The organism is Acinetobacter sp. AOR12_HL (assembly GCF_027855275.1).
GTDB lineage: Bacteria > Pseudomonadota > Gammaproteobacteria > Pseudomonadales > Moraxellaceae > Acinetobacter > Acinetobacter baumannii.
Genome location: NZ_JAKTIJ010000029.1, coordinates 75,574 through 87,955, shown reverse-complemented (window position 1 = coordinate 87,955; position 12,382 = coordinate 75,574). Strand labels below are relative to the sequence as shown.

General features: G+C 34.4%; 12 protein-coding genes and 1 tRNA gene. 6 read left to right on the top strand and 7 right to left on the bottom strand.

Annotated elements, in window-relative coordinates; all coding sequences use genetic code 11:
* Position 1 precedes the first annotated feature (1 nt).
* On the top strand, positions 2-679 hold the full coding sequence (locus MKL36_RS15455) for an amino acid ABC transporter permease (protein ID WP_000347804.1): 678 nt from the start codon (positions 2-4) through the stop codon (positions 677-679).
* A 13-nt stretch (positions 680-692) separates the two neighbouring features.
* Positions 693-1,436: an amino acid ABC transporter ATP-binding protein gene (locus MKL36_RS15450; RefSeq protein ID WP_001132006.1), complete on the top strand. Its 744-nt coding sequence runs from the start codon at positions 693-695 to the stop codon at positions 1,434-1,436.
* 50 nt (positions 1,437-1,486) lie between these two features.
* Here MKL36_RS15450 and MKL36_RS15445 read toward each other — a convergent pair whose 3' ends face one another.
* Positions 1,487-2,803, bottom strand: a complete 1,317-nt coding sequence (locus MKL36_RS15445) for a DcaP family trimeric outer membrane transporter (protein WP_199942039.1) — start codon at positions 2,801-2,803, stop codon at positions 1,487-1,489.
* 345 nt (positions 2,804-3,148) lie between these two features.
* Here MKL36_RS15445 and MKL36_RS15440 point away from each other — a divergent pair, with 345 nt between their 5' ends.
* On the top strand, positions 3,149-3,619 hold the full coding sequence (locus MKL36_RS15440; RefSeq protein WP_000418050.1) for an Lrp/AsnC family transcriptional regulator: 471 nt from the start codon (positions 3,149-3,151) through the stop codon (positions 3,617-3,619).
* A gap of 31 nt (positions 3,620-3,650) precedes the next feature.
* On the opposite strand, the gene MKL36_RS15435 is transcribed toward MKL36_RS15440, so the two are convergent.
* From MKL36_RS15435 to MKL36_RS15425, 3 genes are all read right to left on the bottom strand, one after another.
* Positions 3,651-4,400 (bottom strand): YebC/PmpR family DNA-binding transcriptional regulator, encoded by a 750-nt coding sequence (locus MKL36_RS15435; protein ID WP_000907230.1) that lies wholly within the window; start codon positions 4,398-4,400, stop codon positions 3,651-3,653.
* A gap of 161 nt (positions 4,401-4,561) precedes the next feature.
* Positions 4,562-5,107, bottom strand: a complete 546-nt coding sequence (locus MKL36_RS15430) for a 1-acyl-sn-glycerol-3-phosphate acyltransferase (protein WP_000713973.1) — start codon at positions 5,105-5,107, stop codon at positions 4,562-4,564.
* A 185-nt stretch (positions 5,108-5,292) separates the two neighbouring features.
* Complete coding sequence (locus tag MKL36_RS15425) at positions 5,293-5,853, bottom strand: TetR/AcrR family transcriptional regulator (protein WP_000037166.1); 561 nt, start codon at positions 5,851-5,853, stop codon at positions 5,293-5,295.
* 275 nt (positions 5,854-6,128) lie between these two features.
* Between MKL36_RS15425 and MKL36_RS15420 the strand changes: the two genes are divergently transcribed.
* Entirely contained in the window at positions 6,129-6,992 is an 864-nt protein-coding gene (locus MKL36_RS15420; protein ID WP_021510845.1) for a hypothetical protein, read from the top strand.
* A gap of 197 nt (positions 6,993-7,189) precedes the next feature.
* Here the strand turns inward: MKL36_RS15420 and MKL36_RS15415 are convergent.
* Positions 7,190-7,266: transfer RNA gene (locus tag MKL36_RS15415), tRNA-Ile, on the bottom strand.
* A 157-nt stretch (positions 7,267-7,423) separates the two neighbouring features.
* Here MKL36_RS15415 and MKL36_RS15410 point away from each other — a divergent pair.
* Positions 7,424-8,656, top strand: a complete 1,233-nt coding sequence (locus MKL36_RS15410; RefSeq protein WP_021510844.1) for an integrase family protein — start codon at positions 7,424-7,426, stop codon at positions 8,654-8,656.
* A 584-nt stretch (positions 8,657-9,240) separates the two neighbouring features.
* On the opposite strand, the gene MKL36_RS15405 is transcribed toward MKL36_RS15410, so the two are convergent.
* On the bottom strand, positions 9,241-10,140 hold the full coding sequence (locus MKL36_RS15405; RefSeq protein WP_001010560.1) for a LysR family transcriptional regulator: 900 nt from the start codon (positions 10,138-10,140) through the stop codon (positions 9,241-9,243).
* A gap of 89 nt (positions 10,141-10,229) precedes the next feature.
* Between MKL36_RS15405 and MKL36_RS15400 the strand changes: the two genes are divergently transcribed.
* Positions 10,230-10,667: a PACE efflux transporter gene (locus MKL36_RS15400; protein ID WP_001161759.1), complete on the top strand. Its 438-nt coding sequence runs from the start codon at positions 10,230-10,232 to the stop codon at positions 10,665-10,667.
* A gap of 57 nt (positions 10,668-10,724) precedes the next feature.
* On the opposite strand, the gene MKL36_RS15395 is transcribed toward MKL36_RS15400, so the two are convergent.
* Positions 10,725-12,140, bottom strand: a complete 1,416-nt coding sequence (locus MKL36_RS15395; protein ID WP_021510843.1) for a purine-cytosine permease family protein — start codon at positions 12,138-12,140, stop codon at positions 10,725-10,727.
* Positions 12,141-12,382: the final 242 nt, after the last annotated feature.

The following is a 12,382-nucleotide window of genomic DNA, read 5'->3' as shown; positions in this document are numbered from 1 at the left end:
TATGGATTTTTCTCTATTGCATAATCCTGATGTTATTGCGGCATTAAAAGAAGGATTTATTTTTACACTTACCGTAACCGTGCTTGCAATGATGGGGGGCATCCTCATTGGAACTCCTTTGGCAATGATGCGTTTATCCAACAACGCCCTTGCAAGTAACTTTGCCAAGTTCTATGTAGATTTATTCCGTGGTATCCCATTAATTCAGGTTATTTTTATTTTTTATTTCTTGTTGCCAAAGATATTTGAGTTTCAATCAGATACGTATTGGGGGCCATTATTTTCCAGCGTTGTGACTTTTGCCATTTTTGAAGCTGCGTTTTTCTCGGAAATTGTACGTTCGGGTATTCAGTCTATTTCAAAAGGGCAAGTCAATGCAGGCTACGCTTTAGGTTTTACCTATGGACAATCCATGCGTTATGTGGTGTTACCGCAGGCCTTTCGCAATATGCTTCCGGTATTACTTACTCAAACCATCATTTTATTTCAGGATGTGTCATTAGTTTATGTCATTAGTGCACCAGACTTCTTAGGTCGTGCAGATACTTTGGCTAATACCTATGGTCCTGAAACGAAAGCAACATTCTATTTAATCGTCGCTGTGGTGTATTTCTGTAGCTCGTTTGTGCTATCGCAATTAGTCAAACGTTTGCAGAAAAAAATTGCCATCATTCGCTAATTGGAGATTTTAAATGCCAATGATAGACATCCAACATATCTCTAAATGGTATGGTGATTTTCAGGTTTTAACAGATTGCACGACGAGTATTGAAAAAGGTGATGTCGTTGTTGTTTGTGGGCCATCCGGTTCAGGCAAATCAACGCTCATTAAAACTGTAAATGCTTTAGAGCCGTTTCAGCAAGGCGACATTATTGTTGATGGGGTTTCACTAAAAGATCCGAAAACTGATCTTGCAAAGTTCCGTTCTCGGGTAGGAATGGTGTTCCAGCATTTTGAACTTTTTCCTCACATGACTGTTTTGGAAAATTTAACCATTGCCCAAGTAAAAGTTTTAAAACGTTCAGTTGCTGAAGCACGTGAAAAAGGTCTTAAATATTTAGAACGTGTAGGTCTGCTTGCCCATAAGGATAAATTTCCAGGGCAACTTTCTGGTGGTCAGCAACAGCGTGTTGCTATTGCCCGTGGCTTATCAATGGACCCAATCTGTATGTTGTTTGATGAACCTACTTCGGCACTCGACCCTGAAATGGTAGGTGAGGTTCTTGAAGTGATGGTGCAACTTGCTCATGAAGGTATGACTATGATGTGTGTAACACATGAAATGGGCTTTGCAAAACGCGTATCTAACCGTTTAATTTTTATGGATGAAGGTAAAATTCTTGAAGATTGCCCAACCCATGAATTCTTTGATAATTTAGAAGCACGTCATGAGCGCGCTAAAATTTTCTTGGAAAAAATTCAGGCAATGCACTAATTGTGACAATAAAAAAGAGCCATGAGTGGCTCTTTTTTTACATCTAAATTTTAGAAATTATATTTTGCTAATAAATTTATGCGTGAGTAATCACCTTTATCACCTGCAAAAGTTTCACGCTGGCCGTAAGTATATTCTGCACCTAAATCAATATTTTTAACCGGATTCCAGATTAAGTTGACCAAAGCGTTATAAATTTCTTTGTTATAGCTAGTATTGGTTAAATTGTTATTTGCATAGACGTTATCATCTTTATATTGAATACCGCCTATTGCGAAAGTAGAGCGGAAAATAGGGCTCCATTTCCGTTGGTAGCCGATCACCGCACTATCGAATTCACCTAAGTTGATATCTTGAGTAGTCGTATCGTATGCATACGCAGAGTTGCTATAAGATAAATAGCGGCCATCACCTTTAACATGATAATAGTTGGCAAGGACACTATCCTGAGGCGTGATATCGTACTTGCCACCGATGCCTACACCCCAGCCAAATTTTTCTTCAGATGAACTATCTTTAGGCGCTACTCGATTTTCATGGGCAAGACCATGTAACTGTAATAGACCTTTATTATCGGCTGTTTTGAAGTCGTAGCGTGTAGTTAAAGCAGGGAAACGGCTCCCTCCAGCAGCATTACTCACTTTTTCAACATCACCACCTTCTAAGGCAACTAATATTTTTTGTTGAGCATTAATTGGTTGAGTATAGCGAACCTGTACAGTACGTGTGGTTCCTGTACCTACTGCACCGGTAAAGTCTAGTGTTTCCGGAGAAGTATCTGTATTGACGAAAGGTGAAGTGGTTTGACCAGCTAACCATTTGCCTAAAGACATATAGGCATGGCGTACACGGAAAGTTCCACTGCCATTATCGCCATTGCCTCCCATAAAATCGGCTTCAATTTTGCCTGTTAAATCGCCGTATTGTGTAGGTCGAGTAAGATCTAACCCAATGCGTGTAGTTGCTGCAGATACATTTAAGGAGTCCTGTCTTGGTTCATCTTTATTCAAAGGATAGTTAGCACCATTTGAAATGCTGTCATTTGACCCCTTAAAGTCATAGGTTGCATCTACACGGACATTCCCATAAAGCTTGACTTGCGTTTGGCCATCAGGCATTTGCATCCAACCCGGTTTGCTCTGAGGAACGGGTGAGCTTGCTGCAATTGTAGTTGGCGGCATTGTTGGAGTATTTACTACAGTTACCGCTTTTTGCTGATTTGATAATTGCTGGACCAGTTGCTTTAACTCACTAACTTCTTTGCGTAAAGCATCTACTTCCGCATCAGTAGCAGCATGAGCTGGCATAACTACACCAGTTAAGCTGATAGTGCTCATTGCAAGAATTAATGTTTTGATATTTTTCACAGGCATTCCCCACATTGGATATAAAAGATTTCCAATATGTGCATAACAAAAAGAGTGCCAACTTTTTAAAATTGTTTAAACTCATTGATTTTAATTAAGAAATTATAAAATTTTTAAAAATTAAATATGCTTTTATTCATATACTAATTAAATCATTGAAGAGTTATAGGCTATAAGTAATTGAAAATGCGCTATGAACGTTATACTACTGCACAGTTAACAAGCAAAAGTTAAGTTAAGAGGGTGGTAAAGCTTAATTCTCTCTTTTAATGATATTTGATTTCCAAAGTAGGCTTAGCTTTAGGATATACTGTAATTTATAAAGCGTGTTAATTGGAGCAAAGAATGGAGTTAGACCGTTTTGATAAACAAATTCTGGAAATTTTGTCTCATGAAGACCTGAATTTGAATGAGCTTTCAGAACGGATTAATCTTTCAGTTAGTTCTGTTCATCGCCGAATTAAACACTTGATTGAAGCTAATATCATGGGGCAACTCAAAAGAGAAATTAACTTTAGCAAATTGGGTTTTACTTTGCATATTTTGCTACAAGTCTCTTTAAGCAAGCATGATAGTGAGACATTTGATAAATTTCTTTCTGAAATTGAAGCCATTCCTGAAGTAACAAATGCTTTTTTGGTGACTGGTCAAAGCGCCGATTTTATTCTTGAATTAGTTGCACGTAATATGGACGACTACAGCGAAATTTTATTAAGACGGATTGGTAAAATTGATAATGTCGTTGCTCTGCATTCGAGCTTTGTCATTAAAGAATACAATGTATTTAACTGCTATAACTTATTAAATAAAGTATAAAAAAACGCACCAGTTGGTGCGTTTTCTCGTCTTAGGCATCAAGTTGCGCTAAAACTTCATCACTAAACTCAACGTTTGTATAAACGTTTTGTACATCGTCTAAATCTTCAAGCATATCAATGAGTTTCATCACTTGTTTAGCTTGATCAATATCAGTGATTTCTGCTTTAGTAGAAGGGCTCATCACTACTTCAGCATTGTCTGATTTTAAACCAGCAGCTGCAAGAGCATCTTGAACCTCACCAAAAGTCTCTGGAGAAGTGATTACTAAAATTTCATCTTCTGAAACTTCAATATCTTCTGCACCAGCTTCTAAAGCAACGTCCATGATCTTATCTTCTAAAGAAACATCGTCAAAAGTAATCTCACCACGTTTGGTAAATAGGTAAGCAACAGAACCTGCGGTACCTAAGTTACCATTAGTTTTGCTGAAACAATGGCGAACATCTGGAACTGTACGGTTCAGGTTGTCTGTCATTGTTTCAACAAGAACAGCAACACCACCTACACCATAACCTTCGTAGGTTACTTCTTTTAAATCATCATTATCTTCACCACCCACACCGCGTTGAATTGCACGGTTAATGGTATCTCGTGTCATGTTGACAGAAAGCGCTTTTTCGACAACAGCACGAAGGCGAGGGTTACTGGCAGGATCTGCACCACCAAGTTTTGCAGCAGTGACAATTTCACGAATATATTTAGTAAAAACTTTACCGCGACTGGCATCTTGTTTCGCTTTACGATGCTTAATATTGGCCCATTTAGAATGACCCGCCATGGAAGTGAACTCCAAAAATTAAAAAATGCAAAAGTGACAGAATATTAGCATAGGCATAGTTTTCTTGAAAACTGTTGCCTTACGTTTTGTTAGCCAATTAAATAAGCTTAGAGAGCCTAAATTTACATAAAAAATAGGCTCAAACTTCATGAGAGAGTTAGCTAGTTAATTTTTACATCAATATCATATTGCGCATAAAGTTCTTTAATCGTTTCAAGATCTTTTTGTAAGTCGGTAGGATAAATCTTACCTAAAATACCGCCTTTTTTGGTTCGTGCATTTGCATACATCAGTACAATTGGAACATTTGCTGCCTTAGCAATATGCCAAAAACCAGTACGAATAGGTTTGCGTTCCGACCCATCTTTGGCACGCGTTGCTTCAGGTGCAATCACTAGGTTAAATGTATCGCTACTTTGGAATTTTTCGACCATTTGAGAGACGATATCTTTGCTTGCTTTTCGGTCAACGGGAATGCCACCTAGCTTTTCAAGGATAGGCTTCATTGGACCTTTGAAAAGTTCTTTTTTTATTAGTGTATGAATTTTTAAATCTAATATTTGAAACAAAGCGATTGATAAGATCGCATCAAGGTTAGAAGTATGTTCAAAACCGATAATAACTTGTTTTTTCTCAAGAATTGTAGGATCTGCATCATAGGTCCAACCAACTGCTTTGAAGATAGAATTGCCTAAAAACTTTTTCATAGAGATGTGGGAGACAATAAGGTTGCAGAATTCTAATATGAGTTTGTCTAAAAAGGTAGAAAATTATCTTCCAAACAAATTTTATTTATTTTAATTTAAAAATATTTTTAAATATTATATTCTAATTTTATAATAGAAAAATATATAATTGAATTTTTAAAATATTATTGTATATATTAGAAGTATTAAGGATTTTCAGTTTTAATCAAATACTCAATATATTGCCATTTCTTAGAAGGATCAATCAGATCTTTATCAATTGTCCCATCAATAATAATACCATCAATAATTGAAATGATGATATGAGTAAGTGGAGTAGGGTCTTTAATATCTAGCTCTACTAATAAACTATTTAATAAATTTATAAGCCAGTTTGTATATTCTTGAAATGGTTCACGAATTGAGGTGTATTGTTTAGACACTTCAATAAAAGCCTTTTTGAATAGGCAACCATTAAAATTCTTACTATTAATCCAGTCAATATACCAATTAAAAATTAGATGTATTTTCTCAATTGGACTCACATCTGGATGTAAGCTTAATTTTTCATAAATTGAATTTTGTATATTAATATTTCGATGATGTAGGCATTCCATGATTAAACTTTCTTTAGAGGGAAAATATTTGTAGAAAGTCATCTTGGCTACATTTGATTCAGCAATAATTTTGTCTACCCCTGTAGCATTGTAACCAATTTGGTTAAAAAGTTCTAAAGCAGTATTTATAATATCTTCTTTTTTTGACATTACATTTCCATATAATTGAAACTAATTATTACTTGATATAGATTTTAAAATTTTAATCAAATTAATCATAATCAAAAACATAATTTTATTCAAGTGAATATTATAAATGCTACTCAAGATTATTTTTAAATTTTTAAAATATTCTATTTGATTTAGTAGAATTTTAATTCTAATATGAATTTTCGATAAAAGGAGTCTTATTTTTATCTTAACTATTTGTTTTTAAAATAGAATATGGAAATTTAAAAAATTAATAAGTTTAATGAGAGTGGATTATGCCTAAAAAATTTGAGGACTTTAATAATCCTAGGAAAAAAGCACTTGCAGGGATGAAACAAAGCATTTCAGCTGAACTTTGGGACAAAAATCTTAATTTTTTAAATCAATTAAGAGCCAAGATCGCGAAACATCCAGTATCTCATCATCTTGCAATAGAAACTTTAAATAACGGTGAAATTAATAAAGAAAACTTAAAGCGTATTCATTTAGAGTATCGCCATGCAATCGTACAAACTTTTACAGATGCTTTATTAATGGCTCAATACCAGACAAAGCAGTTAGAACCTAGGTTGCATGCAGGTGCAAAGATGTTTCCGCGCTGTCTTTTGAGTCTTAACATATTTGATGAGTTTGGGTTTCGGCCTGGGACCGACAAAGACGGTTATTATCAAGGTAACCCAGAATATGCACATTATCCTTTATTTGAAGATGTGCTTGATGATTTTGAAGTAACGGAGGAAGAGCGCCAGAGTTATCAACCAACAGAAATTGCACATCAGGTGAGAGAGTTTCTAGAAAATTCCTATAAAGACTATAAAGCCGTTTCTGCTTTATTAGCTGTAGCTGAAGAAGAAGTTATTTTGTACAGTCCACCTTTACGAAAAGCAACCAGTGCTGTAGGTATAGCGGTCGAGGGTGGTGGCTATTACCATGTGCATGGAGTATCTGAAGATGAAACTGCTGAGGCAGCAGATGACGATCATGAAGAAGATCTATGGTTTATTTTAATGCAAGCTTGTACAGAAGAAGATTACACTTATTTAGAAAACTTATGCCTCGAATATTGTGATTTATGGGAAAAGTTTTGGGATGTTCAAATGGAAAACTCGAAATCAATCCTGAAACAAAATTTAGCTTAAGAACAGGTCAAATAATCAACTCAAACATTTATAACAGTCCTAAAGGTTGAAAAGGAATGCTCAATAATACGGAAATTGGAAAAGACTTTTAATGTTTAATTGAACAATTTTTGAATAATGAAGTGATATTTGGCTATATTTTAAAAATATCTAAAGTTAAAAAACCCCAAAAACTTAAAGTTTTTGGGGTTTGTATTTGGTGGGCCCACACAGACTCGAACTGTGGACCAACGGATTATGAGTCCGCTGCTCTAACCGACTGAGCTATAGGCCCTATAATCAGAAAAGCTTTTAATCTCAAGGCTTTTCAGTGCCTGCAATACTAATCAATTTTTTTATTAAACACAAGTATTTTTCAAAAGTAGCAGCAGTAGACCTGAAAAATATTTTGCTATATTGTTAATTATCACAAGCGATAGGGATTCTAGCTTATGAGCACTTCACGAGTAAAGCTAACTAAGTCATTTATCGATCAACTTGAACTCACACCGGCTATTTATCGTGACAGTGAGATTATTGGCTTTGCTATTCGTGTAAATAACTCTTATAAAACTTACATTGTGGAGAAGAAAGTAAAAGGGAAATCAATTCGTTGTAAATTAGGGGATTATGAAAAAATTACTGTTGAAGACGCCCGTATACTTGCACAGCAGAAGTTAAAAGAGTTAACTGACTCAAACCCTTTAAGCATTAAAAATAATAAAATATTAAAAAATAGTTTAAATGAGAAAATTGATCAGCCTTATCTCAATGAAGCTTTCCAAGTATATATAAATCACCACGAGTTAAAAGAAAGGACATTAGCCGACTATAGAGAAGTTATAGAAAAATATTTAATAGACTTAAGTGAACTTAAACTGATTGATATTACTGAACAGAGGATTGAAGAAAAGTATATTCAGCTATCTCAGTATAGTTATGCAAAAGCTAATTTATCTATGCGTGTACTTAGAGCGGTCTATCGTTTTTCAATTATGTATTATCAAAATAAAAATTGTGAAGTAATTATACCAAGGATAAACCCGGTTAATTTGTTAAAGAAGAAACAGCTCTGGGAAGAAATTCCACCTCGAAGAAACTATATCGATGTGGATAATCTAACCAAGTGGGTGCAAGCAATTATTGAATATAAAGGTAGGGGACAGGAAAATGAAACAAATAAGGATTTTTTATTAACACTTATATTAACAGGGCTTTTTAGGAATGAGTGTGAATCTTTACATTGGAAAAATATAGATTTAGAGGAAGGAACTCTTTCTTTTATAAATCCATATAATAATGTGTACTATAAAATTTATATGGGAAACTTTCTTTGGCATCTGATGAAAAAACGAAGAATACAAAATAAAGGAGAGTGGGTTTTTCCATCTGTAAAATCTGAATCTGGTCATATTATTAATATTTCGAAATTTAGAAAAAAAATTAATGAGCAATGTAATCTTTCTTTTACTTTTCAAGATCTACGTAGAACATTTTATTTTGTGTTAAATCATTTAACTAATAAACCATTAGCTAGCAAAAGAACAGATCAGTATGAAGAAAAGCTAGACGTTAAGAATATTGCTCATGCTCAGGATATGCGTAATAGAATGAACAAGGTTGAGCAAATTATTCTTGGTCCCTATCGAGATGAACTTATTAAATCTATCAATATTAACCTATAAAATTTTGTCCTTTCAAAGCTAGAAATAGAAGCCGTACTGGGTCAAAAATAGTATAAATTTAAAGTAAGTTTTATGGATAAAACCTAGAATGAAGATTGTTTCTCATTTTCTACAACCTTTTGTAATTGATCAATTTTATACTTGACTAAAACACTTGGAATTTATACAGTAGTAGAGTATTTTTGATAATTATTATTATTGCTTAGTCCTGAAATACAGTAAGAAGCCTATTCATTATGAATAGGCTTTTTGCTTTCTTTAATTTAATCATAGAGTTCTCGTTTTTTTATGAAAATTAATATAATAAAATCAACAAAATAAGTGTTTTTAATAAATTGAAAAAGATTGTCACGTAATTTTTCATTATGAACAAAACTGATTTAAATAGTACTCAAAGTGAAACATGGCTAAATGCTAAGTTTAACTTTCAATCAATAAGGCATAGGAGTGTCATCATGTTTAAAGCAATGTTTTTCTTCAGTGCAGGTGCGATGTTTGGCTATTGTTATAAGCATTATGATGAAAAAGTTATAGAGTCTAATAAATCTAAATAGCTCCTAAAGAACCGTCTAAATGGCGGTTTTTTAATGACAAGTTTGAGATAAGTTTGCTTGAACAATCTGGACAAGCTCTCTGGCTGCTTTCGATAACGGTTTATCTTGAAGCCAAATGAGATAAATAGATAAAGGCAAATGATTTTTCGTATTTTTAAAATCTAATTGAACTAAGTGGCCTTGTTCAATCTTTTCTTTTACCAAAGATAAGGGAAAATTTCCCCATCCTAAGCCAGCTTCGACCATATTAATTGCTGTTTGTAAGCTATTCGTTTTCCAGTACATTGCTCCAATGATTGAACGTGAGTCTTCCATATCCAGCTCACTACTTGCGACCACAATTTGCCGAATATTAATTAACTCTTCAATCGTGTTTAACTTATTCTGTTCTTTTAAAAACGGATGATGAGCAGAGATCGTAGCAACAACTGTTTCTGTCATTACTAATTGTAAGCTTTCACGCATTTTTATATTGAGATTTGAACCTGCAAGGCAAAGGCTAATATTTTCTGTATAAAGTAAATTTAAAATATCATCTTGAGGAGCTGTAATAATTTCTAGGTTAAGAAGGGGAAACTTCTCTGCTAGTTGCTTTATGGCTTTAAAAAGTAATTCAGTATTCGCATCTGAAACCACACCTATTTTTAATTTACTTTCAAGACCAAGTGAAAGTTCATAAGCATGCGTAGCTAATAGCCTAAGCTGTTCAGCAATAATACGGGCTTGAGGTTCCAATGCTAAAGCCGCTGCGGTAGGAATAACTTTGCGGTGTGTACGTTCAAATAAGTGGTAACCAAGTTCTGCTTCAATATTGGCAATTGCCATACTCACTGCTGATGGCACTCGATTTAACTTTCGTGCCGCGGCCGAGAAAGATCCAGTATCTAATACGGTTAAGAAAAGTTCGATATTTTCACTATTAAAATTCATTTTGATATCAGTAGAACTGAAAGCTGTTAACTTTATATGTGATTTTAACTGAAACTAAAATAAAAAGAAGTGATAAAAGTTGAAAGATTATGCAAGGTTTAAAACGTCGTATTGTTTATGTTTCTTCATATGAAATTATTGGAATGGTGATTTCATCAGTAGGTTTGGCTCTTTTGGCCGGAGATAGTGTAGAGCACACTGGACCACTTTCAGTGATGATTACTACTATTGCGGTAACGTGGAACTTTATCTACAACATTCTTTATGAAAAATGGGAGGCTCGCCAAGAAAGTAAGTCGCGTACGGTTAAACGAAGAATTGCGCATGCGATCGGATTTCAAATTACTTTAGTAATGTTCTTAATTCCGCTTATTGCGTGGTGGATGAATATTTCTCTTGTTGCCGCATTTTGGTTAGATGTTGCATTTATTATTATCATTCCAATTTATACATTCATATTTAATTGGACATTCGATAAGTTATTTGGATTGCCTGCCTCTGCACAACCAAGTACTGCTCAACAGTAGAAAAATATTAATGAGATATCAAAGTATTATTTTAGACTTTGATATCTCGTCTTAACATTATTTTACTCGTTCAAGTTGAAGAGCTTTTGAAATTTTCATTTGAGCTCTTTTGGCCAGTACATAATATAAAACTGCAGTGGATAACAATCCCACTAACCAGGATAAATCGACTCCACCCAACATTTCGGCAATTTGTCCTTTATAGAATTTACTATCAATAAAGGGCAACTGAAGTAAGATACCAATACAATAACAAGCGATTCCAATCGTGTTCCAGCGGCCATATTTACCATTTGGGTCATATAAGGCATCTACATCGCATTCTTCTTTAGAAATAAAATAGTAATCAACTAAATTAATTGCACTCCAAGGAATGAAAAATGTAAGAAGAAACAAAATAAAAGATTTGAATGCGCTTAAAAAAGTATGTTCACCTACAACTGCAATAAATGTTGAGATAATTACCATTGCAAGAACAATTGTAAGTCGCGTTAATTTTGAAATTTGAGCACTTGGCTTAAAACTGTTCCAAATGGTCGCAATACACATAAAACTGCCATAAGCATTAAGTGTAGATAACGTGACCTTTCCGAATGCAATACTAAAATATAAAAAAGTAATCACAAGAGCGATTGGATTCATGCCTACAACGTACTGAACTTCATTGCTAACAAAACCACCATTCGAGACTTGAGCAATGAATACACCGAGCATCATTGAAATTTGGGAACCTATTAAAGACCCAAGCCCAACTGCCCAAAATACACGTGTTGAAGAGGTTTTTGTAGGAAGATAACGAGAATAATCTGCTACATAAGGTCCAAATGAAATTTGCCAAGAAGCAGAAAGAGAAACTGCTAATAAAAATGATGACCAGCTAAAATGCCGTACAGCAAGCAATTCTGAAATATTAGAGAGAGCTAAAATTTGAGTTAAAATAATAACAAAAGCAATTAAACCAATAACACTTGCAACTTTGCCTACCCAATGAATTAAACGATAGCCAATTGTCGCAAATATAATAATAAAACAAGCATAGATTAAAATACCTGTTGTATTACTCACCTGTGCTAGATGAGCAATTGCTTTACCTGCGAGTACCTCACCAGTGGCCGTAAAGCCAATATACATAAGACAAACAAGAATGATGGGGATACAGGCACCATATACCCCAAATTGGACTCGACTCGAAATCATTTGTGGAAGGCCGAGTTTTGGACCTTGAGCTGCGTGTAAAGCCATGACGGCAGCACCAAAGCATTGTCCAATAAAGAGGCCAATGATTGACCAAAATACATCACCACCTAATACGACGGCTAATGCACCTGTAACAATAGCTGTAATCTGTAAATTGGCCCCGAACCAAAGCGTAAATTGGGCAAATATACTGCCATGCCTTTCATTTTCAGGAATAAAGTCAATACTTCGGTTTTCAACAAATCCGCTTTTCGATTTCCCAGCTGATGAGTCCATAACACTCTCCTTATCCTTTAAGAGCTTTTTCTATTATTAGATCCATTTATGTATAAACAAATACAAACATGTATATACAAGCTATTTGAAAAAGAAGCAAATGGTTTTTTGAGCCGATACCTTAAAATTTTTTTGTTTGTAAATTAAAACGAGTTGAGAAAACGAAACTGATGTTACGACTATTTTTATAAAGATGAGTCTGTTTGATCCGTAAATTCAGTTTATAAAAAAGCCCTCCATTG

What these genes read in the sequence shown, in the direction of transcription:
- MKL36_RS15455 (WP_000347804.1), top strand. Translation starts at nt 2, where the DNA reads ATGGATTTTTCTCTATTGCATAATCCTGATGTTATTGCGGCATTAAAA.
- MKL36_RS15450 (WP_001132006.1), top strand. Translation starts at nt 693, where the DNA reads ATGCCAATGATAGACATCCAACATATCTCTAAATGGTATGGTGATTTT.
- MKL36_RS15440 (WP_000418050.1), top strand. Translation starts at nt 3,149, where the DNA reads ATGGAGTTAGACCGTTTTGATAAACAAATTCTGGAAATTTTGTCTCAT.
- MKL36_RS15435 (WP_000907230.1), bottom strand. Translation starts at nt 4,400, where the DNA reads ATGGCGGGTCATTCTAAATGGGCCAATATTAAGCATCGTAAAGCGAAA.
- MKL36_RS15430 (WP_000713973.1), bottom strand. Translation starts at nt 5,107, where the DNA reads ATGAAAAAGTTTTTAGGCAATTCTATCTTCAAAGCAGTTGGTTGGACC.
- MKL36_RS15425 (WP_000037166.1), bottom strand. Translation starts at nt 5,853, where the DNA reads ATGTCAAAAAAAGAAGATATTATAAATACTGCTTTAGAACTTTTTAAC.
- MKL36_RS15420 (WP_021510845.1), top strand. Translation starts at nt 6,129, where the DNA reads ATGCCTAAAAAATTTGAGGACTTTAATAATCCTAGGAAAAAAGCACTT.
- MKL36_RS15410 (WP_021510844.1), top strand. Translation starts at nt 7,424, where the DNA reads ATGAGCACTTCACGAGTAAAGCTAACTAAGTCATTTATCGATCAACTT.
- MKL36_RS15405 (WP_001010560.1), bottom strand. Translation starts at nt 10,140, where the DNA reads ATGAATTTTAATAGTGAAAATATCGAACTTTTCTTAACCGTATTAGAT.
- MKL36_RS15400 (WP_001161759.1), top strand. Translation starts at nt 10,230, where the DNA reads ATGCAAGGTTTAAAACGTCGTATTGTTTATGTTTCTTCATATGAAATT.
- MKL36_RS15395 (WP_021510843.1), bottom strand. Translation starts at nt 12,140, where the DNA reads ATGGACTCATCAGCTGGGAAATCGAAAAGCGGATTTGTTGAAAACCGA.